This window comes from Peptoniphilus sp. BV3C26 (genome assembly GCF_000478985.1).
Classification (GTDB): domain Bacteria; phylum Bacillota; class Clostridia; order Tissierellales; family Peptoniphilaceae; genus Peptoniphilus_B; species Peptoniphilus_B koenoeneniae.
This window is the reverse complement of the sequence record NZ_AWXB01000015.1, coordinates 1-22,108: the sequence shown is the minus strand read 5'-3', so window position 1 is coordinate 22,108 and position 22,108 is coordinate 1. Positions and strand designations below refer to the sequence as shown.

Sequence of the window (22,108 nt, the reverse complement as noted above, 5' to 3'; positions counted from 1 at the left end):
TCCTCCTTTAAGATGCACATACTTCACATTCTTCTACTTCAAGAGATTTTCCTCTTACATAATAAATTGATTTAAGTCCCAATTCACTGGCAAGGATATAGAGATTTAAAATTTGTCTCATGGTAAATTCGTTGGTTATATATAGGTTTACCGATTGGCCCTGATCAACGTGTCTTTGTCTTATGCCAGTTGCCTTTATTGTTATTGATTGGTCTATTTCATGGGCATTTTCATAGAGCCAGAAAGTTTGTGTATTAAGTTCTGGGGCAACTCTTGGAATTATTGAGCCTTTCTTTTCCTCTAGGAAAAATCTCTTCATAAGAGGGTCTACCGCTGCTGTAGTGCCTGCAATTATAGAAGTTGAACCTGTAGGTGCAACTGCCATTATATATCCGTTACGAAGGCCGTAGGACTTCACATCTTCTTTTAATTTAGTCCACCTTTCATCGGTGTAGTTTCTCTTTTCAAAATATCTTCCATTTTCCCAATCACTATCTTTAAAATATTCATAGGAACCCTTTTCTTTTGCAATTTTCATGGAAGATTTTATTGCGTAATAATTTATTTTTTCATAAATTTCATCAGCAAATTTATAGTGGTCTTCTTCATCACTGTAAGCGAAGCCTTCCTTTATAAGAGCGTGGTGGTAGCCACTTGTTCCAAGACCTATTGCCCTATATTTTTGATTTGTTATTTTTGCATAAGGAAGAGGATAATAATTTAAATCTATTACATTATCAAGTCCTCTTACGGCAGTTTCTATTACATATTCCACTTCTTTTTCATCGTGAAGATTTATATTTCCAAGGACAAGACTTGCCAAGTTACAAACTACAAAATCGCCGGGTCTTGTCTTTGTAACTATAACAGGTCCTTCTTCACTTTGTATTTCTTGAGAAATAAGTTCTATGGGACTCATATTTTGCATTATTTCAGTGCAAAGATTTGATGAATAAATCATGCCCTTATGAGAATTGGGATTCATTTCATTTACATTATCTCTAAAAAAGGCAAAGGGAGTTCCTGTTTCAGTTAAAGATTTTATAATTAGCCTTACCATATCTTTAACGCTCATTACCCTTCTTGAGATTTCTTTGTCATTTACACATTCATAATATTTCTTTTCCCATTCATCCCCATAAAAATCTTCCAGACAATAACCTTTTTTTATCATTATTTCATGGGGATCAAACATATACCAGTCGGCATCTATATTATTTTTAGCAAGACGGAAAAATAAATTTGGATAGGAAACAGCCGGAAAGATGTCATGAGTTTTCATTCGGTCATCTCCGTTATTTGTACGAAGTTGTAAAAATTCCGGCAAGTCCTTGTGCCAAGCATCAAGGTAAACTGCACAGGAACCTTGTCTTACTCCCAATTGATCAACAGCAACAGCAGTGTCATTTACAAGTTTTAACCAGCGGATTACTCCTCCTGCAACACCCTTAAAGCCTCTTATATCACTACCGGCAGCACGAACTTTCCCAAAGTAAAGACCCATTCCTCCACCATGTTTTGAAACTTTTGCAAAGTTGTCTATGGACCTATAAATTCCATCAAGGGTATCGGGTACTGTATCTATAAAGCATGAGCTAAGTTGATGGAAGGGCTTTCTTGCATTGTTCATAGTGGGAGTTGCCACTGTAACTTTTAAAGAAGAAAGAACATCATAAATCCTCTTTGCCCATTTAAGTTTGTTTTCTTTTTCTGGAAGAGCCAAGTGCATGGCAATGCCCATAAACATTTCCTGGGGTCTTTCTAATATTTTCATGTCATGGCTTCTTATTAAATATCTCTTTGCCAAAAGGTCTATGGAAGAATAGGTTAAGAGTCTGTCCCTTTTAGGATCCATGACTTTTTCCAATTCTTTTATTTCTTCTTCGCTGTAGTTTTCCAAAATATATTTTCCGTAGAGATTTTTTTCTGTTAAAAATTTAATTTTTTCATAAAAATCTTTGCCATCATAAGTTTCTATGATTTTCTTTTCCAAGTCGTAGCGATAAAATCTTCCCGCTATATATTCCCATTTTGGAGCTTCTTTTGTTGTAAGTTCTGCAGCAGCCTTAATTAAAATATTTCTGATTTCATTTTTTTCCATATTGGGCTTGCAAAAACTTTTAAATTTTAAAAATAGGGCTTCAATTTTATATAAACTTCCATCAAAATCATCACGAAGCTTCCTTATTATATTTAAAAGTTTTTCATCTTTTATATATTCCTTAAATCCTTCAACAACCATACGATCTTGAGAATGTTTAGCCCTGTAAGTGATGTAGGATTTTACAACGTCAATATATTTGTGTTCAATAAGGGTAAGTTCAACTAAATCTTGAATTTGCTCCACTGTGGGAAGTTTTTCCGGATTGTAGTCTTTTTCAATTTGACTTTTAACTTCTTCAGCCATTTTTAAAATTTCGGAATCTTCAAAGTTTTTATTAATACTTATAAAACTTTTTTTAATGGCTATAACTATTTTTTCCAAATTAAAATCAACGGTTCTACCGTTTCGCTTTTTTATTTTCATTTCTACCTTCCCATATCTTGTATTTTTAAATTAAAAAAATTTTGTTTACATACTATATATTAACATTAATTGACTTTAAGTGGAGAATTTATTATGATTTTTGGCGAAATAATTATATAATTTAAAAAAGTTTTATTGATATAATGATAAAGAGGTGAAATATGGTTGATACAATATGTGCAATATCAAGTGCAACGGGTGAGGCTGGAATAGGCATAGTTAGAATGAGCGGACCCTTGAGTATTGAAATTGCAGAAAAAATTTTTAGATCAAAAAGAAATATTTCTCTGACAGATATAAAAAACAGATTTTTATCTTATGGACACATTGTTGACGGAAATAGGGTTATTGATGAAGTTTTAATTGTAAAAATGTTAAAGCCCTACACCTACACTCGTGAAGATCTTGTGGAAATATATTGTCACGGGGGAATTATATCCGTAAGAAAAATTTTAAACTTAATTATAGATAAGGGTGCAAGGCTTGCGGAAAAAGGTGAATTTACAAAGAGAGCTTTCTTAAACGGAAGATTGGATTTATCCCAGGCAGAGGCTGTTATTGACCTTATAAAGGCAAAGACGGATTCTTCTTATGAGCAATCGGTAAAGCAATTGGAAGGAAGGCTTACGGGACTTATTTCTCTTATTCGTGAAAAAATTATGGCTATGATTTCTCTTATTGTTGCAAATATTGATTTTCCCGAAGATGAAATTGTAGAAGCTCAGTATGAATCTTTACTTGAAGATGCTTTTGAAGTTAAAGATGATCTTTTTAAATTAATTTCAGGTTCTGACAGGGGAAGGCTTATTCGTGATGGAATAAATACAGTTATTTTAGGCAAGCCCAATGTTGGAAAATCCAGTTTATTAAATGCCATGCTCAAGTATGAAAGAGCTATTGTTACTGATATTCCCGGCACTACAAGGGATATTATTGAAGATTATATTAATCTTGATGGAATTTTATTAAAGATAACGGATACTGCAGGCATTAGAGAAACTGATGATAAGGTTGAACAAATTGGAGTTGAAAGAGCAAAAAAATCTATTGAAGATGCTGATCTTATTATTGCCCTTTTAGATCCTTCTCAGCCTTTTAATGATGATGATAGAGAAATTATAAAACTTCTTGACAATAAAAAGACCCTTATTCTTTTAAATAAAAGTGATTTAAAAAGAAAAGTTTCAGATGAGGAAATTAAAGACCTCTTAAAGGATAAGAAATATATGAGCGTTTCCATTTTAGAGGGTTCTATTGAAGAAATTGAAAATAAAATTGTGGAGATGTTTTTTCAAGGCCAAATTGTTGGCAAAGAAGATTTTTATGTAAATAATTTAAGGCACGTAAGAGCTTTAAAAGATGCTTATAGTTCAATGGAATCAGTTATTGACGGTATTAAACGTCAGGAATTTTTAGATTTAATTGAAGTTGATTTAAGACAGGCTTTAAATGAGCTGGGACTTATTACAGGAGAAACTAGTACGGAAGATATTCTGGATAAGGTCTTTAAAGAATTTTGTATTGGTAAATAGAGGTAGATATGGCGGAAGTTAGAGAATATAAAGCAAAATCATATGATGTTGTTGTAATAGGAGCAGGACACGCAGGAAGTGAAGCGGGTCTTGCCTCTGCAAGGATGGGCCTTAAAACTTTACTTCTTACAATTGATTTGGATTCAGTTGTTGCAATGAGCTGCAATCCCAATGTAGGAGGCACTGGAAAGGGCCATTTAGTTAGAGAAATTGATGCCCTTGGTGGTGAAATGGCAAGAAATATTGACAGGACTTTTATTCAGTCAAGGATGCTTAACACTTCAAAGGGCCCAGCAGTTCACAGTTTAAGAGCTCAGGCAGATAAGAGAAAATATCACGACTCCATGAAAAAAGTTATTGAAGAGACAGAAAACTTGGATTTACGTCAAGGAGAGGCTGTAAAAATAATTGTTGAAGATAAAAAAGTTAAGAGAGTTTTAACAAAAACAGGGGCAATTTACGGTGCCAAGGCTGTAGTTGTGGCAACAGGAACTTATTTAAAGGGCAGAGTTTTTATGGGCGAAGTAAATTATCCTGCAGGGCCAGACGGATTTCAACCGGCAAATGAACTCTCCTCTTCCCTAAGGGATTTGGGCCTTAGCCTAATGAGACTTAAAACGGGAACTCCTGCAAGAGTTTTAAAATCTTCCATAGATTTTTCCAATATGGAAGTACAAAAGGGTGATGAAAAAATAGTTCCCTTTTCCTTTGATAATATAGATAAGGACATGACCATAGACCAAATAGATTGTCACTTAACTTATACAACGGAAAAGTGCCATGAAATTATAAGGGACAACATTATGAGAAGTGCCCTTTATTTAGGAGATATTGAAGGTACAGGACCAAGATACTGCCCTTCTATTGAAGATAAGGTAATGAGATTTAAGGATAAAAAATCTCACCAAGTTTTCATTGAGCCGGAAGGACTTTCAACAGATGAAATGTATATTCAAGGAGTAAGCTCTTCCCTACCTGAAGAAGTGCAAGTTGAATTTTATAAACATATCTTAGGTCTTGAAAATGCAAAAATTATGAGAAGTGCCTATGCCATAGAATATGATGCAATAGATGCAACAGTTATAGACCGTTCATTGGAACACATGGATATAAGTGGCCTATTCTTTGCCGGTCAAATAAATGGTTCAAGTGGCTATGAAGAAGCAGCAGCCCAAGGACTTATTGCAGGTATAAATGCAGCTTTAAAAGTTAAGGAAAAAGAACCTTTAATCTTAAATAGAAGTGAAGCCTATATAGGAGTATTAATAGATGACCTTGTAACAAAAGGAACAAAAGAGCCCTATAGGATGATGACTGCAAGAGCTGAATATCGCCTTACCCTTCGTCAAGACAATGCAGATTTAAGACTGACTGAAAAGGGATATAAAATAGGTCTTGTAAGTCCTGAAAAGTATGAAAGATATCTTTATAGAAAAGAAAATATAGAAAGAGAACTTAAAAGGATTAAGGAAGTAAAAATAAATCCAAATGAAAAAAATAACAAGATAATTGAAAGCTTAGGTTCAACTCCTATAAAAACCGTCTTAAGCCTTGAAGAGCTCATAAGAAGACCGGAATTGGACTATAAAAAACTTGCAGCCTTAGATCCAGAAAGACAAGAATTAAGAGACGACATTATAGAAGAAGTTCAAATAGAAATAAAATATGAAGGCTACATTAAAAAACAAGCCCAACAAATAAATCAATTTAAAAAATTGGAAGGCAAAAAACTTGATAAAAATTTGGACTACAAAAAAATTCAAGGACTAAGACTTGAAGCCATAGAAAAACTATCAAAAATAAGGCCGGAAAGTATAGCTCAAGCCGCAAGAATCACAGGTGTATCCCCTGCCGATATAAATGTGCTTTTAATAGGACTTGAAAAAATGAGAAGAGAAAATGAAATTTGAAGAAACATTAAAAGAATACAATATAGACATAAATCCGGAACAAATAAATCAATTTGAAATCTATAAAAAACTCCTCTTAGAATGGAATGAAAAAATAAACATCACAAGAATAACTGAAGCCCAAGAAATATATATAAAGCATTTTTTAGACAGCCTCACCCTTATAAATACAGGGCTAATAAAAGAGGGTAAAAGCCTTATAGACATAGGGACAGGCGGTGGATTTCCAGGACTTCCCCTAAAAATAATGTATCCAGGCTTAAAAATAAGCCTTATGGATTCTTTAAACAAGAGAATAATTTTTTTACAAGAAGTTATAAAAGAATTAAACTTAAAAAATATTGAAGCAGTCCACGGAAGAGCTGAAGGATATGGAAGAAAAGAAGATTATAGAGAAAAATTTGACCTGGTGACCAATAGAGCCTTGGCAAATATGTCAAGCCTTGCAGAATATAGCCTGCCCTTTGTAAAAAAAGCCGGATATTTTATAGCCATGAAAGGCAGCGAATACAAGGAAGAAGTAAAAGAAGCAAAAAACGCCATAGATATTTTGGGAGGAAAAATTGTAGACATAAAAGAAATAAAACTGCCAGGAGAAATCCTTCATAGCCTTATAATAGTAGAAAAAATAAGAGAAACCCCAAAAAAATATCCAAGAGCCGGCGGAAAACCAAGGACACAACCCTTATAAAAGGAAAAGAGCCTAAAAAGGCTCTTATTTTTTTTAAAAATAAATGCAAACATATGTTCTTTTATAGTGCATAAGATTTAAAACAAAAAATGCTCTATGTAGAGCGTAAAAAGCATAAAGTAAAAATGCTCCACGTGAAGCGTAAAAAATATAAAATAAAAATGCTCCACGTGAAGCATAAAAAACATAAAATAAAAATGCTCTACGTAGAGCGTAAAAAAACATAAAATAAAAATGCTCTACGTGAAGCATAAAAAAATAAATTTTAAAAATGCTTCATGTAGAGCATAAAAATAATTTATAAAAAAATGTGTGGTTTGTTCTCCCACCCAATACACGCGGACCGGTAAACCGGTCCATACAACCCACAAATCCTACGTTAGAATGAGGGGTTTGTTTATGCGTACAGGTTTCAAGAGAGTAAATATTTGCAACAGAATGTAGGGACCAATTTATTGGTCCGATCGCCGTCAGGCGAATAATTGGAAACAAAATAAAAAAATGAAAAATAAAAATGCTTCACGTGAAGCGTAAAAAAACATAAAATAAAAATGCTCCACGTGAAGCATAAAAAAACATAAAATAAAAATGCTCTAGGTAGAGCGTAAAAAATGAAAAATAAAAATGCTCCACGTGAAGCATAAAAAAACATAAAATAAAAATGCTCTAGGTAGAGCGTAAAAAATGAAAAATAAAATGCTCTACGTAGAGCGTAAAAAAATATTTATAAAAAAATTTAAAATAAATTTTAAATTAAATGCATGGTTTGTTTTCCCACGTTATACACGCGGACCGGTAAACCGGTCCCTACAACCCACAAAAGCCCACGCACAAATTTATTGTAATTTCATCCAAACATGGAATCCACGAAAGAATGAGGAGTTTATTTATGCGAAGAGGGTTCACAAGAATAAACCCCTGCAAGCGAATGTAGGGACCAATTTGAAGCCCTAACCCGATTTTTGAAAAAAATCGTGGTAGGTCTCATGCAACTATTTGCCCAAATCTTTGATTTGGCTGCAAATATCTGCTATTGGTCCGGCGGCGTAAGCCGAATTAAATAAAATAAAATGGAAAAACGAAAAAGAAAAAATATGGATAAAAGTTTATTGAAAAAAATGCTCTATGTAGAGCATAAAAAACATAAAAACAAAAATGCTCTACGTGAAGCATAAAAAATATAAAAATAAAAACACTTTCCCTTTAAAAAGAATCCCTATCTCTTATAATATAAATAAGAAAGTAAAAATTTAAATATATTACAGAACATATGTTCTTATAGATTATTTTATAGGCAGGTTTAATTGTGACTGAAAAAATAAAAGAAGAAAAAATTGACAATACTGAAATCATAGAAGATAAGAATAAATCAAAGACTAAGGTTTTAACGATCTTCAATCAAAAGGGCGGAGTAGGGAAAACTACCAGTGTTATAAACATTGCAGCAGCTCTGGGAAGATCTAAGAAAAAGGTTTTGATAGTTGATATCGATCCTCAAGCCAATGCAACTAGTGGAATAGGTCTTGATAAAAATGGGGATATGGATATTATCTATGATTTGATAATTGATGGAAAAGAGGATTTAATTTTAAAAACTCCATCAAAAAATGTTGATATAATTCCATCTAATGGAGAGCTTGCAGGCGTTGAAATTGAGCTTGCAAGGGATGGAAACTGGCAATACAGGTTAAAAAACCACTTGGATAAATTAAAGGAAGCCTATGATTATGTTCTTATTGATTCCCCTCCTTCTCTTGGAATTTTATCCATGATGGCTCTTATTGCTTCAGATGGCATTTTAATTCCCGTTCAAACTGAGTATTACGCTCTTGAGGGAGTTTCACAACTTATGGATTCCATAAACCTTGTAAGGGAAAACTTTAATAATAAGTTGGAAATTTTCGGAGTTATTATGTGCATGTATGACGGCAGAAATAAACTTAGTAAGCAAGTTGTCGATGATGTTAGGAAATTTTTCGGGGATAAGGTCTTTTCAACTATGATCCCGAGAAATGTAAGGCTTGCCGAGTCTCCTGGATATGGAATGGATATTTTCAGGTATGAAGGTATAAGCAAGGGGGCTTTTGCTTATAGAAGGCTTGCCAAAGAAATTTTAAAGAGGTGATTTTTTGGTTAAAAAAAGAGGTTTGGGACGAGGTATAGAAAATTTCTTAACCAACAATTCAGAAGAAATAATTGAAGATATTATTAATATAAAGGAAGAAACAAATCAGGACTTTGAAAATTTTTATGAAGAAAATAATCTTGATGAGAAAAATAAAAATGAAGATTTGGAAAATAATTCAAGTTTAAGAGAAGTTGAATTAGATAAAATTGAAGTAAATGAAGATCAGCCTCGCCAATTTTTCGATATGGATTCTCTTATGGAGCTGGCAGATTCTATTAGAGAGTATGGAATTATTCAACCTATAGTTTTAAGACCCAAGGAAAATTATTATATTATAGTTGCAGGGGAAAGGCGTTTTCGCGCTTCAAAGCTTGCAGGTCTTAAAAAAATACCGGCAATCATAAAGGATTTGGATGATTTTCAGTCTGATAAGATAGCCATAATAGAAAATGTTCAACGTAAGGATTTAACTGCTTTTGAAGAAGCAAGAGGCTATGAAAAACTTCTTGAAGAATATGACATGACCCAGGAAGATTTAGCAAAATTAATGGGCAAGAGCAGGCAATATATAGGTAACAGAATAAGACTTTTAAAACTTCCCCAAGAAGTTAAAGACATGATTAATACAGGAAAACTATCCCTATCTCATGGACTGATTCTCCTTTCCATAGAAGATCCTCAAAGGCAAGTAAAAGAAGCAAGAAGAATTGCCAATAAAAGGATCACAATAGCCCAATTTATAGGAGGAACAAAAGATTCTAAAGATAAGGGCCCTGAAATTGCAGAAGATAAGTATCTTAAAGATTTAAGAGAAAGACTTTCCGGAGCTTTGGGAACTAAGGTTTCCATAAAGGGAAAGGGAAAAATAAAAAAGCTGGAAGTAGAATTTTACTCAGATGAAGACTTAGAAAGAATTTCAAATGTAATACTGGGGGATGAAATATATTGATTAAAGAATACAAAATGTATTTAGTAAACGCATTTTCTAATAGAGCATTTACAGGAAACGCAACAGGAGTTGTAATAGATAATGGCAATATGGACGAAAAAGACATGCAAAATATTGCCAAAGACTTAAATCAAAGCGAAACGGTATTTATAAAAAAACTTGACGTAAATAGGTATTCTACAAGATTTTTCACAAAAGAAGGGGAAATTGATCTTTGTGGTCATGCAACAATAGCAACCTTTTACGCCTTAGCAGAAGAGGAATATATAATGCCAATAGATGAAGGTGAAATAAAGATAATACAACACACAAAGTGCGGTAAAATTCCTGTTTGTATAGATTATATTGATAGTAAAGTTACAAATGTGAAAATGAGATTAACCTTGGAAGAAAAGCCCACACAAGTAACAAAAGAAGAAATGGAAAAAATCTTAGGCATAAGTAAAGATAAAATAGGCCTTAATGATGAAGAATTTCCCATAAAAAAAATATCCTCGGGAATTTGCGACCTAGTAGTTCCCATAAAAGATGAAGAAAGCCTACAAAACATAAAGCTCGACTACCAAGAAGCAAAAAAATTGGTAGAAAGGGAAGAAGCAATAAGTATCCTTGCCTTTACAAGCGATGACTTTATAAACATAAGCCAAAGGACCTTTAGCCCAGGGATAGATATTTTTGAAGAGCCAGGTTCCGGAACAAGTGCCGCCACGGTTTTACAATATTTAAGAAGTCTTAACCTATCAAAAACAGGAAGAATAACTTGTACCCAGGGAAGCCATATGAACAGAACTTCAAAAGTTTATGCTCAATATTTGGAAGAATTTGATATGACAAGAGTAATGGGCAGAGGATTTGTATTTATGACAGGAGTGCTTAAAATTTGAACCAAAAAATGATTGACAGAAAAAGGAAAAGGGAAAACAAGAAAAAAATAAAAATTGTTTTACTAATAGCCTTTTTAATTTATATAAGCAGCAGTTTTTTTGCCATTCAAAACAGAATAATAAAAATAAATCCAAGGGATATAGAATACCTTGAATTTGTAAAATATAAAGAAGAAACCATGAGAACGGTAAATGACAAACAATCAATAAAAGTCATGGCATCAGCAATAAAAAAAATAAAAGGCAAAAAATCAACTAAAGACGCTTCAGAAAGCTCGGAAATAAGAGTCTTAAACTTATATAAGAAAAACGGAGGGAAAATTGAAATTTTAAGAAAAAACACCTTTGTTTCCATAGATGGAATTTGGTATAAGATAATAGGCTCAAGCAGTGACAGATTTGACAAACTTTTTGATGAATTTACAAAATAGATAGGAGAAAAAAATGAAATTATTATGTGCAGGACCAACAAGTATAGATAAAAGAGTAATGGATGCAATGGGTCAGTTTTTAACCAACCCAGACCTGGATCCTGAATATACAAAATTTCACAGAAACGTGGAAAAAAAGATTTCGAAACTTTTAAAAACAGAAGCAACCTCATTTTTAATGTTAGGAGAAGCCATTATGGGTCTTGAAGGAGCAGTTTGCTCCCTAATGGAAAGAGGAGAAAGAGTTTTAGTCCTTCACAACGGGTATTTTGGAAAAGGCTTTAGCGATTATGTAGAAAGATACGGCGGCAAGGCAGTAGAGCTTAAATTTGATTATAGAAGAGGAATAGACCTTAAAAAATTAAATGAATTTTTAGACAAAGACTCAGACTTTTCCATTGCCACCTTCGTTCATTGCGAAACTCCATCGGGAATTACAAACAGCATAAAAGAAATAGCAGGAGCCTTAAATAAAAGAGGAATTTTAACCATAGTAGATTCAGTTTCAGCAATAGGTGGAGAAGAAATAAACTTTGATGAAGACAAAGTTGACATTTTAATAGGAGGAAGCCAAAAATGTCTTTCAGCCCCAGTAGGACTTACAACAATAACAATTTCACAAAGGGCAAAAGAAAAAATAGCCAAAAGAAAAACAAAAGTTTCAAGTTATTATTTAAACTTTGAAAATTATTACAACTACACCTATGACTCCTTTGATTTTCCCTATACAATGAATGAAAACTTAGTCTACGCCCTAAATATGGCTCTGGACATCTTATTTGAAAAAGACTCCATAAACCTTCATAAAAAATATGCAGAATCAACAAGAAAGACCATAGAAAAAGCAGGACTTAAACTTTATCCCTTAGACTCCCACTCCAACACAGTAACAGCAGTTTTATCCCCAGAAGGAATAGATGCAAGAGAAATCACAAGAAAAATGAGAGAACATGGAATGATTATTTCAGGAAGTATTCAAGACATAGAAGATAAAGTTTTCAGAATAGGTCATATGGGCAACAACATAAACAAGGAAAATTTCATAGAGCTCTTCCAAAAGCTTGACATAGTATTTGAAGAATTGGGAGTAAAATTAAAAACATCCTTAAAAGATCAATTTGAAAAAGAAATAAATAAGTAAAAAGCAAAAAATCCATTGAAAATATGAAAATAAAATCAATGGATTTTTTAAATTATTTAAGAAATCCTTTCATTTTAAACAAATTTATTTTCACAATAACCCTTGAAAATCTTGTAGGGACCGGTTTACCGGTCCGCGTGTATAATGTGGGAGAACAAAATAAATATTTGATTTAAAATTTATTTTAATTTACATTTTTATTTTTATTTTATTTTAAATTTTTCAACATACATTTTCTCCATTTATTCTTTTTCGTTTTTTATTTTGTTTCCAAATAATTCGCCTTACGGCGACCGGACCAATAAATTGGTCCCTACATTCATATGTAAAGATTTAATCTTATGAAATCTCTTCGCATAAATTTACCCCACATTCCTGCGTGGATTCCATGTTTGGATAAAATTACTATAAATTTATGCGTGGGATTTTGTGGGGCCTAGGGACCGGTTTACCGGTCCGCGTGTCTTTTGTTGGAGAAAAACTCAAAATTTTTTATTCAATTTATTTTAAAATTTTTTCAATTGATCTTTTCTTTTTATTTTTGCTTTCTCGTTTTTTATCTTATTTCATTCGAGAAAATAGGTGTATAATAATAAACAGCGTAAAAAAAGGAGGACATGATGAGAACTTTTTTAAAGAGAAAGGGCATTTCCCTATCTCCGAAAATTTATTTTGTAGATGCCTTGGGAGCAATGGCATATGGACTTTTTGCAAGTCTTTTGGTAGGAACTATACTTAATACTTTGGGACAAAGCTTGGGCATAGAATTTTTAAGCAAGACAATTTGGCCCTTAGCTCAAAAAGCAACGGGACCTGCAATAGCAGTTTCCATAGCCTACGCCCTTCAAGCACCTAATTTAATTTTATTTTCCATAACTCTTGTAGGAATATGCGGAAATGAACTGGGCGGACCTATGGGAGTTTATATAGCAAGTTTAATTGCAGTAGAGGTTGCAAAAATTGTAAGCAAGGAAACAAAAATAGATATAGTAATAACTCCTGTTGTGACAGTTCTTGTGGGAGTAACTGTAGCCACCTTTATAGGACCCTATATTCAAAAATTTATGACTGGTATAGGAAGTATAATAATGATTGCAACAAATCAAAAGCCATTTTTAATGGGCATAATTGTTTCCGTTATAGTGGGAATTGTTTTAACCCTTCCCATATCCAGTGCAGCCCTATGTATGATGCTTTCTCTTTCCGGTCTTGCTGGCGGAGCTGCAACTATTGGATGTTCCTGTCAGATGATAGGATTTGCTGTAACATCTTTTAAGGACAACGGTCTGCAAGGTCTTGTTGCTCAAGGTCTTGGAACGAGCATGCTTCAAATGCCAAATATTATAAAAAATCCAAAGGTTTTAATACCGCCAACTCTTGCTTCGGCAATACTTGGGCCTCTTGCCACTCTAGTTTTTAAAATGGAGAATACTCCTCTTGGAAGTGGCATGGGTACCAGTGGTTTAGTAGGACAAATTGCAACTTTTACCGCCATGGAAAATGTTCCTTTTACAAAGTTATTGGGACTTATAATACTTCTTCATATTATTTTGCCTGCCATAGTAAGTTATATAATTTATATGGTTTTAAAAAAGGCAAATTGGATAAAAGACGGGGACATGAAACTTAATTTTTAAACAAAAAAAGACAGCTTATGGTTTTTTTCGTGAAAAACGAAAGCCATAAACTGTTTTTTTTATTTTATAAAATTTCTTTTAAATCTTCTATTAAGCCGTCAATTTCTTCATCACTTGTCCTGTAACAAGTGCAAAATCTTATATTGAACTTATCTGTTCCCAAATTTTCCACATCAAATAAAACTTGTCTATTTCTAAGTTCTTCAATTTGATCTTTTGAAAGTTTAACAAAAATTTGGTTTGATTCAGGCTTAAAGGCATAGGAAATATTTAAAGAATCAAGTTTTTTCTTTAAAGTCATAGCTTTTTCATAGGCAATTTTTCCAATTTCATAATAAAGACCTTGATCGAAAAGTCCGTCAAATTGCGCTGCAAGGATAAAGCCCTTTGCCATAATTGCACCCTTTTGTTTCATGTGATTTCTAAATCTTTCCTTTAGGTCTTCATCTACAATAACAAGAGCTTCTCCGAAAAGGGCCCCGTTTTTAGTTCCACCGATTGTAAAAATGTCGCAAACCTCTGAAATATCTTTTAAAGTCATACCTGTTGCAGCAAGAGCGACTGAAAGTCTTGCACCGTCAATAAACATATAAAGTCCATATTGTAGGCAAACTTCATAAAGATCCTTTAACTCTTCTTTTGTATATACAGCTCCTGTTTCAGCAGTTTCTGAAATATAAAGCATCTTTGGTATAACATCATTTTCAGCTCCGAAGAGAGAAAGTCTATCTAAAAGAAGCTCGGGATTTAATTTTCCGTCTTCACTTTCTAAGGTAATAATTTTATGACCTGTTGCTTCAAGAGCTCCACTTTCATGGATGGCAATGTGTCCAGTCTTTGCAGAAACAATAGCTTCATAGTTTCTTAAAGTGTGGGTTGCACATACAATATTTGCCACAGTCCCTCCTGCAACAAATTCCACATCAATATCGTCTCTTCCTATTTCTTTTTTCAACTTTTCCCTTACAGAAAAAGAATATTCATCAAGAGAATAACCCTTTAAACCCCTTTCGGGAAGCTTGCTTAAGAAGTCATAAACTTTTTCGTGGCCTCTATCGTTATAGTCGTTTAAAAAATTTTTCATAACTACCTCCGTTGTTTTAAAACAAAATGACTTATATAATTACATTATAGAATAAGAAAGGGAAAGATACTATGAAAATAAAAAAAGACAGTCACGGAGCAAATCTCTTTGAACTTGCAAGAAAATATAAGTTTGACGTAAAAGAAATCAGGGATTTTTCTTCCAATATAAATCCCCTTGGAAATTCAGAAAAAGCTATAAATTACTTAAAGGAAAATTTAAATTTATTTACAACTTATCCAGATCCGGAATATTTTGACCTTAAAAACTCCATATCAACTTACACAAAAATAGATGAAGAAAATATAATCTTAGGTTCAGGGACAACGGAGCTTATTTGTAACTATATAAGGCTTATAAATCCTAAAAAAGCCCTTTTATTGTCCCCTTGTTATAGTGAATATGAAAATGAACTTAAAAAAATAAATGCTCAAATATTTTATTATAATTTAAAAGAAGAAAGAAATTTTAAGGCTGACCTTAAAGAGATTATAAAGATAATAAAAGATGAAAAAATAGAATTATTCGCCTTTGCAAATCCCAACAATCCCACAGGTTCTATTTTTACAAAAGAAGAAATAGAAGACCTATTAAAAAATGAAAGTTGCAACTTTTTAATAGATGAAACCTATGTGGAATTTACAGATATAAAAAGATATACTTCCCTTGAACTTATTAAAAAGTATAAAAATTTTTTGGCAGTCCGTTCCACAAGCAAATTTTTTGCAAGTCCTGGAATAAGACTTGGCTATGGTATTAGCGGAAATGAAGAAGTTTTAGAAAGTTTTTCAAAAAAACTTATCCTTTGGGGAGTAAATATAGCTGCTGAAATAATGGGAAAAGTCATGTTTTTAGATAGGGATTATGAAGAAAGGGTTTATGAGCACATAAGCAAGGAAAGAAAATATATGATTTCCCATTTAAAAGAAATAAAAGACCTTAAAGTTTATGAATCTCAGGGAAATTTTATCTTGGGAAAAATCTTAAATGGTAAAAGTGCAAAAGATTTAAGGGAATATCTGCTAAAAGAAAAAATGGTAATAAGAGATTGCGCCTCCTTTAAAAATTTAGATGAAAGTTTTTTCAGATTTTGCCTTTTAAAAACAGAGGACAACAGAAATTTATTAAGGGGAATTGAAGAATTTTTTAAGAACAAGATATAAGTTTAATAAATATAAAAAAAGATGTGATTTTTTCACATCTTATTTTTTTCATTTAAAAATTCTTTAATTTTTAAAGCCGTATCCCTTGAATTTTCATTTAAAAATTCCCTAATAAAAGTCTTGTTTGAACTTTTATAGTGGGGATCGTAATAATTTACCATAAGTCTTTCTATAACTATGTCATAGTTTTTATTTTCTATTTCTTTTATCATTTGATCCACAAGATTTTCATTAATACGCTTTTTTAAATTTTTTAAAGTGTCAATTAATTCAAGGTCATTGTCATGAACATAATCTTTTTTTATTCTTTCCTTCCTTTTTTCAAGGGAAGAAGTGATTAAAATCCTCTTTGAAGAGTTATATTTGTCAAAAAGATATTTGGGAACATTTAATTTTCCAATCCTTATGCTTTCAGCTTCCACAAAAACAAGGTTTGATTTTCTCTTTCTAAGTTCTTCAAAAATATTTGTTTCAAATTGTTTTTGGGAGGGTTGGTCACTTAAAAGGACAGCTCCTAAAATAGATCCTCTGTGGTTTGCACATTTTTCCAAATTTAAAGTATCAAGGCCCAGGCCTTTAAGTTCCTCTATAATGTGAGTTTTTCCACAACCTGTATAGCCGTCAAGGACTATAAAATCAATTTCTTCCGTCATTTTTTTAAGGGCTTCAATTTGGTAATTTCTATAAGCCTTGTAGCCGCCATGCAATTTTTTCACAGGGATTTTCATAGATCTTAAAAAATTAAATAAAACTCCAGACCTCATGCCGCCCCTTGAGCAATATAAAATAGGAGTGGCTTCTTTTGTAAGGTTTACAATTTTTTCATAAAAGTCTGAAAGCTTTACTGAGGCGTATTTGACAGCCAAAAGCTTTGCTTTTTCCACTTGGGAATTATCGTAAAGGGTGCCGACGATTTTTCTTTCATCATCATCTAAAATTGGCAAATTTAAAGCTCCTGCAATATGAGAAGATTTATATTCTGATGGGCTTCTTAAATCTATATAAATAAAATCTTTGTCTATTACATCTTCAATTTTACTATCTTCAAACATAGGCTTATCCGACCTCCATTGTCATTTTACAACACTGTGATAAAATATACAAAGGAGATGAGAATGTGGAACTTGAAGTTTGCGGAGGCTGCAATGCAAAAATAGGAGCCGGAAATTTAGATGAAATTTTAAAAAATTTGGACATTTATAAAAGACCGGAAATTATTGTAGGTTTTGAAGGAAAAGACGATGCCTGCGTCATAAAACTTACAGATGAAATTGGCATAATAAACACTTTGGATTTTTTCCCTCCTATGGTAAAAGATCCCTATATATTTGGGCAAATTGCCGCTGCCAACGCCATGAGCGACGTATATGCCATGGGTGGACAAGTTATTTCAGCTCTTAACATTGTCGCCTTTCCAGAAGAGGAAGACATAAATATTTTACAAGAAATTTTAAGGGGTGGAGCTGACAAGGTTAAAGAAGCCGGAGCTTCCCTTTCAGGCGGTCATTCCATTCACGATAAAAAAATAAAATATGGTTTAAGCGTAACGGGCATGGTAAATCCTGAAAAAATTTGGAGAAATACAGGCTCAAAGCCGGGAGATTATATTTTTATTACAAAAAAATTGGGAGTTTCCTTAGTTGCTGGAGCTTATTTGCAAAATGAGGCAAGTAAAGAATCCTATGAGGAAGCGGTAAAATCCATGATAAGCCTTAACAAATACAGTGGCGAAGCCTTAAAAGAATTTAATCCATCTTCCGTTACAGACGTGACTGGATTTGGTCTTTTAGGCCACTTAAATGAAATGATAGGAAATCATGGAGCCAGGATTTATTCTTCTATGATTCCGGAAATTCCTGGAGCTCTTGATGCAGCTAAAAAATTTTTATTTACAGCAGGCGGTCAAAGAAATAGAAATTATTTAAAAAATGTAAAATTTGAAATAGATGATTTTGCCATGGAGGAACTTCTATTTGACCCACAAACATCGGGAGGACTGCTCTTTACCATAGATAGGGAAAAGGGCGAACAAGTCATGAGAAGATTTAGAGAAAAAAATTTATTTTTAAAAAGAATTGGAGAAATAGAAGAAGAGGGAGGTATAAGAGTAGTATGAAAATTATAGATGCCAGGGGGATTCCTTGTCCAAAACCTGTTATAATGTCAAAAAAATTTATTGAAGATGAAAAGGAAAAAGAATTTACAGTTCTTGTAGATAATTTAATTGCAACAGAAAATCTTTCAAAGTTAGCAGAACAAATGGGCTATATTACCAAGGTAAAAGAAAATTCAAAGACTGATTTTGAAGTTTTATTTACACAAAATGGAGAAAAAAAAGAAAGTAAAAAAGTAAGTGAAAGTTCAGATGCCTATATAGTTGTAATTTCATCAGATATGATGGGAGTAGGAGATGAGGACTTTTCTAAAAAACTTTTAGGAGGCTTTATCTACGCCCTAACTGAGCAAAACCACCTTCCTGAAAAAATAATTTTTTACAATAAGGGAGTTTATATTCCTGCAACTTGGGAAGATTCCATAAAAGATTTAAAATTTTTGGAAGAAAGAGGAGTTGAAATTTTTTCCTGCGGACTTTGCGCCGGTCAATATGGTCTTAAAGAAAAAATTCAAGTGGGAACAATAACTAATATGTATGAAATAGCAAGGCTTATGGCCACTTACAGGGTGGTGAAACCTTAATGAAATATATTGTGTATACCTTTGAGGGTTTAAATTATTCTGAAGCTGCTAATGACCTTTTAAAAGAAAATAATATTGAAGCAAGGCTTATACCTGTTCCTTCAAAAGTTCAGTCGGGCTGTGGTTTTTGTCTTAGAAGCCCCTTTGAAAATAGAGAAGAAATAGAAAAACTTTTTGACAAAAAAGATATGCACCTTTTGGGAAGATACACCTTCACCTATGGAAATCCCAGATCTTGTACCTTTGCCCTGCCGGAGATAGAAAAGTTATGATATATTTTGACAACAGCGCAACAAGTTTAATAAAGCCGGGAGAAGTAAAAGTTGCCATGTCAGATGCCCTTTCAGGAAAATACGCAAATCCTTCAAGGGGAGCCTATGGACCAGCATTAGCGGCCATGAATAAAATTTATCAAGTTAGAAAGTCCATTGCAAAACTTTTCGGAGTGGAAGCAATGGACATTGCATTTACCCCTAACATTACAAGTTCCTTAAATTTAGTTATAAAAAGCTTGTTTAATGAAAAAGACCATGTAATCACAAGTGTCTTAGAACACAATTCTGTTTTAAGACCCCTTTATCAACTTCAAGACAGGGGAATGGAAATAAGCTTTTTAGATTGTGATGATAAATTTAATTTAAAATATCAGGACTTGGAAGGACTTTTGAGAAAAAATACCAGGGCCCTTATAATAACCCAGGCTTCCAATGTAGTGGGAAATATAAGCGACTTGGAAAAAATTTATGCTTTTACAAAAAAACATAAGCTACTTTTAATAATAGATGGAGCCCAGGGAGCCGGAGCAATAAAAACTGATTTGAGCAAATTTGAAAATGCAATTTATTGTTTTACTGGTCATAAATCCCTATATGGACCCACAGGTACAGGGGGCATAATAAATAGAAGTTCTGAAAAATTTAAGCCAGTCTTCAGTGGAGGAAGCGGCTATAGATCCTTTGAAAGACACACTCCAGACATTTATCCAGACCTATTTGAATATGGAACGATAAATGTCCATTCCATAATAGGACTTGGAGCCGGAGTGGATTACCTTTTAAAAAATCCCCCCTATGAAAAACTTGAAGAATTAAGCTCTTACCTATACAATTCTTTAAAAGACATAGAAGGAATAAAAATATATGGAGATTTTGAAAAAAATCATCTTCCAATTTTATCCTTCAATCTTTTAGATTATGACTCGGCCTTTGTTTCCCAAATACTTTGGGAAAAACTTGAGCTTTGTTCAAGACCAAATTCCCACTGTGCTCCTCTTTTACACAAAAGAGCTGGCACTGAAGAAAGAGGAATGGTAAGATTATCCCTATCCACATTTAATACAAAAGAAGAAATAGATATACTAAAAAAATTTTTAGAGGAGATGATAGTATCAAAGTAGACAGAAAAAAAGGGGCTCTTTATATGTTTTTATCGGCCTTTTTCTTTTCTCTTATGAATATATTTGTAAGATATACAGCTGAAATACCAATATTTCAACAACTTATTTCCAGAAATTTAATAATAACAATAGGCATGTTTATAGCCTTGGCATTAGAAAAAAATCTTAAAAATTTAAAAGTTGAAGATGGGAAAATGCCCTTATTTTTAAGGTGTACCTTCGGATTTTTAGGAATGATAACAAACTTTTATGCCGTTAATCATATGGCAATAGCAGACGTATCTGCCATAACAAAAATGAGTCCATTTTTTGTTATGGTATTTGCAGCCCTTATATTAAAAGAAAAGCTTAGGGGCTATTCAATTTTTGCCCTGATACTTTCCATAGCAGGTATGTTTATAGTAATAAGACCCAACTTAGTAAACGATCCGGGGCCTGCTATGATTGCTGTAATTTCCGCCATAGGAGCATCTTTGGCCTACACAATGTTGGGAGTTCTTAAAAATAAAGTACGTTCAGAAGTTATAATATTTTATTTCGGACTTTACTCAACCTTAGGCTGTTTACCCTTTATAGTGGGAAATTTCCAAGTTCCCGACTTAAAAGAAGCCTTACTTTTAATAATGATAGGAATCACTGCAGGCCTAGGACAACTTTTCGTAACCCTTGCCTACAAATACGCTCCTGCATCAGAAGTCAGCATATATAACTTCAGCGCCATACCCATAGGAATAATTTTAGGCCTTATCTGTTTTGGAGAAAAAGTGGATTCTTTAAGCCTAATAGGAATGGCAATGATAATAGGAGCAGGGTACTACAACTATAAAATGGCAAAAAAAGTCCAAGAAGCAGAAACTTAAGAAAACCTGAAAGGAGAAAAAAATTATGAATACCATTGAAAACCAATTGAAGCACAGATCAATAAGGGAATTTACGGAAGAAGAAATAGACGACAAAACCTTAAAAAAACTTTTTGAAGTTGCAAACAGAACTGCTACATCAACGGGAATGCAAAGTTTCTCCATAATAAGAGTAAAAGATGAAAATTTAAAAAAAGAAATTTCTAAGGTTTGCAATCAGGAATATGCCTCAAGAGTTAAGGAACTTTTAATTTTTATAGTTGATAATTATAGGAATTTAAAAATAGGGGAAGAACAAGGAAAAAATCTTGAAAAAGCAAGGGACATGGACAGGTTTTTTCAAGGTTTTACAGACGCCTGCCTTGCTGCTCAAAATATGGTAGTTGCAGCAGAATCTTTAGGTTTGGGAACAGTATACTTTGGAAGCATTTTAAATGACTATGACAGAATAATAGAACTTCTGGACCTACCCGAACTTACCTTTCCCGTAGTAGGACTGGGAATGGGATACCCCAATCAAGATCCTCAAATAAAACCGAGAATGCCCATGGAACTTAAAGTTTTTGAAAATAAGTACAAAAAATTTGATTCTTACCTTGAAAAGATAAAAGACTATGACATGGAAATGACCCACTACTATGACACAAGGGCAGAGGGAAGACGAAGCGACTCCTTTAGTAAACAAGTGGTAACTAGATACGAACAAGCTAACGAAAAGAGAAGAAAAGTATTAGATTCCATAAAAAAACAAGGCTTTGACTTAGGCTTAAAGTAAAAAAATAAAAATCCTAAAGTCTTATAAACTTTGAAAAATAAGTTTATAGGGCTTTAGGATTTTTTTATTTAGAAATTTTAATAAAAAAGACTAAAAAATAAAGATAATAAAGCAAAGAAAAGCCTATTTTTAGCGCAAAAGCAAAAAATTAAAAAAAATTAAAAAATTTTTTAAAAAAAGTGTTGACAAGAAAACAAAGGCTGCATATACTATTAAAGCTGACTTTTTTCGAGGCAGGAAAAAAATTAAAAAAATGAAATTTTAATTAAAAAAAAAACTGTTGACAAAAAAGTTTTCATCATA

At 32.8% G+C, this 22,108-nt stretch carries 19 protein-coding genes; 16 read left to right on the top strand and 3 right to left on the bottom strand.

Translation table 11 applies throughout. From position 1 onward, the window contains the following. Positions 1–7: 7 nt before the first annotated feature. Positions 8–2,527 (bottom strand): ribonucleoside-diphosphate reductase subunit alpha, encoded by a 2,520-nt coding sequence (locus HMPREF1253_RS01715; RefSeq protein WP_023055045.1) that lies wholly within the window; start codon positions 2,525–2,527, stop codon positions 8–10. A gap of 161 nt (positions 2,528–2,688) precedes the next feature. Between HMPREF1253_RS01715 and mnmE the strand changes: the two genes are divergently transcribed. The 9 genes from mnmE (at position 2,689) to HMPREF1253_RS01665 (ending at position 13,830) form a co-directional block, all read left to right on the top strand. Then, the gene (gene mnmE / locus HMPREF1253_RS01710; RefSeq protein ID WP_023055044.1) at positions 2,689–4,059 is read left to right on the top strand and encodes a tRNA uridine-5-carboxymethylaminomethyl(34) synthesis GTPase MnmE; all 1,371 of its coding nucleotides are present in this window, start codon (positions 2,689–2,691) and stop codon (positions 4,057–4,059) included. An 8-nt stretch (positions 4,060–4,067) separates the two neighbouring features. After that, a complete protein-coding gene (mnmG, locus tag HMPREF1253_RS01705) occupies positions 4,068–5,969 on the top strand; it encodes a tRNA uridine-5-carboxymethylaminomethyl(34) synthesis enzyme MnmG (protein WP_023055077.1) in 1,902 nt (633 codons plus the stop codon). Next, entirely contained in the window at positions 5,959–6,660 is a 702-nt protein-coding gene (gene rsmG / locus HMPREF1253_RS01700) for a 16S rRNA (guanine(527)-N(7))-methyltransferase RsmG (RefSeq protein ID WP_023055078.1), read from the top strand. Before mnmG ends, rsmG begins: the two co-directional genes overlap by 11 nt. Before the next feature lie 1,351 nt (positions 6,661–8,011). Next, entirely contained in the window at positions 8,012–8,785 is a 774-nt protein-coding gene (locus HMPREF1253_RS01690) for a ParA family protein (protein WP_036739129.1), read from the top strand. A gap of 4 nt (positions 8,786–8,789) precedes the next feature. Next, on the top strand, positions 8,790–9,737 hold the full coding sequence (locus HMPREF1253_RS01685; RefSeq protein WP_023055046.1) for a ParB/RepB/Spo0J family partition protein: 948 nt from the start codon (positions 8,790–8,792) through the stop codon (positions 9,735–9,737). After that, positions 9,734–10,621 (top strand): PhzF family phenazine biosynthesis protein, encoded by an 888-nt coding sequence (locus tag HMPREF1253_RS01680; RefSeq protein WP_023055037.1) that lies wholly within the window; start codon positions 9,734–9,736, stop codon positions 10,619–10,621. Before HMPREF1253_RS01685 ends, HMPREF1253_RS01680 begins: the two co-directional genes overlap by 4 nt. 8 nt (positions 10,622–10,629) lie before the next feature. Next, positions 10,630–11,052 (top strand): hypothetical protein, encoded by a 423-nt coding sequence (locus tag HMPREF1253_RS01675; RefSeq protein ID WP_155803717.1) that lies wholly within the window; start codon positions 10,630–10,632, stop codon positions 11,050–11,052. Positions 11,053–11,065: 13 nt separating this feature from the next. Further along, on the top strand, positions 11,066–12,193 hold the full coding sequence (locus HMPREF1253_RS01670) for an alanine--glyoxylate aminotransferase family protein (protein ID WP_023055047.1): 1,128 nt from the start codon (positions 11,066–11,068) through the stop codon (positions 12,191–12,193). A 620-nt stretch (positions 12,194–12,813) separates the two neighbouring features. After that, positions 12,814–13,830, top strand: a complete 1,017-nt coding sequence (locus HMPREF1253_RS01665) for a PTS transporter subunit IIC (RefSeq protein WP_023055041.1) — start codon at positions 12,814–12,816, stop codon at positions 13,828–13,830. Between the two features lie 64 nt (positions 13,831–13,894). On the opposite strand, the gene HMPREF1253_RS01660 is transcribed toward HMPREF1253_RS01665, so the two are convergent. Further along, positions 13,895–14,914, bottom strand: a complete 1,020-nt coding sequence (locus tag HMPREF1253_RS01660; RefSeq protein WP_023055036.1) for a low specificity L-threonine aldolase — start codon at positions 14,912–14,914, stop codon at positions 13,895–13,897. Positions 14,915–14,985: 71 nt separating this feature from the next. Between HMPREF1253_RS01660 and HMPREF1253_RS01655 the strand changes: the two genes are divergently transcribed. After that, positions 14,986–16,077 carry a histidinol-phosphate transaminase gene (locus tag HMPREF1253_RS01655; protein WP_023055051.1) on the top strand — a complete coding sequence of 364 codons (1,092 nt, stop codon included), beginning with the start codon at positions 14,986–14,988 and terminating at the stop codon, positions 16,075–16,077. 32 nt (positions 16,078–16,109) lie between these two features. Here the strand turns inward: HMPREF1253_RS01655 and mnmH are convergent, their stop codons facing one another. Beyond that, a complete protein-coding gene (mnmH, locus tag HMPREF1253_RS01650; RefSeq protein WP_023055042.1) occupies positions 16,110–17,129 on the bottom strand; it encodes a tRNA 2-selenouridine(34) synthase MnmH in 1,020 nt (339 codons plus the stop codon). Positions 17,130–17,194: 65 nt separating this feature from the next. Here mnmH and selD point away from each other — a divergent pair, with 65 nt between their 5' ends. The 6 genes from selD to HMPREF1253_RS01620 are packed head-to-tail and all read left to right on the top strand — an operon-like array spanning position 17,195 to position 21,805. Continuing rightward, the gene (gene selD / locus HMPREF1253_RS01645) at positions 17,195–18,193 is read left to right on the top strand and encodes a selenide, water dikinase SelD (RefSeq protein WP_023055057.1); all 999 of its coding nucleotides are present in this window, start codon (positions 17,195–17,197) and stop codon (positions 18,191–18,193) included. Then, a complete protein-coding gene (yedF, locus tag HMPREF1253_RS01640) occupies positions 18,190–18,774 on the top strand; it encodes a sulfurtransferase-like selenium metabolism protein YedF (RefSeq protein ID WP_023055053.1) in 585 nt (194 codons plus the stop codon). Before selD ends, yedF begins: the two co-directional genes overlap by 4 nt. Beyond that, the gene (locus HMPREF1253_RS01635) at positions 18,774–19,046 is read left to right on the top strand and encodes a DUF3343 domain-containing protein (RefSeq protein ID WP_023055064.1); all 273 of its coding nucleotides are present in this window, start codon (positions 18,774–18,776) and stop codon (positions 19,044–19,046) included. The genes yedF and HMPREF1253_RS01635 overlap by 1 nt, the downstream gene beginning before the upstream one ends. Further along, positions 19,043–20,170: an aminotransferase class V-fold PLP-dependent enzyme gene (locus HMPREF1253_RS01630; protein WP_023055068.1), complete on the top strand. Its 1,128-nt coding sequence runs from the start codon at positions 19,043–19,045 to the stop codon at positions 20,168–20,170. The genes HMPREF1253_RS01635 and HMPREF1253_RS01630 overlap by 4 nt, the downstream gene beginning before the upstream one ends. Further along, a complete protein-coding gene (locus HMPREF1253_RS01625; RefSeq protein WP_369758365.1) occupies positions 20,140–21,030 on the top strand; it encodes a DMT family transporter in 891 nt (296 codons plus the stop codon). Before HMPREF1253_RS01630 ends, HMPREF1253_RS01625 begins: the two co-directional genes overlap by 31 nt. 25 nt (positions 21,031–21,055) lie before the next feature. Then, positions 21,056–21,805, top strand: a complete 750-nt coding sequence (locus HMPREF1253_RS01620; protein ID WP_023055061.1) for an NADPH-dependent oxidoreductase — start codon at positions 21,056–21,058, stop codon at positions 21,803–21,805. The last annotated feature ends 303 nt before the right edge of the window (positions 21,806–22,108 follow it).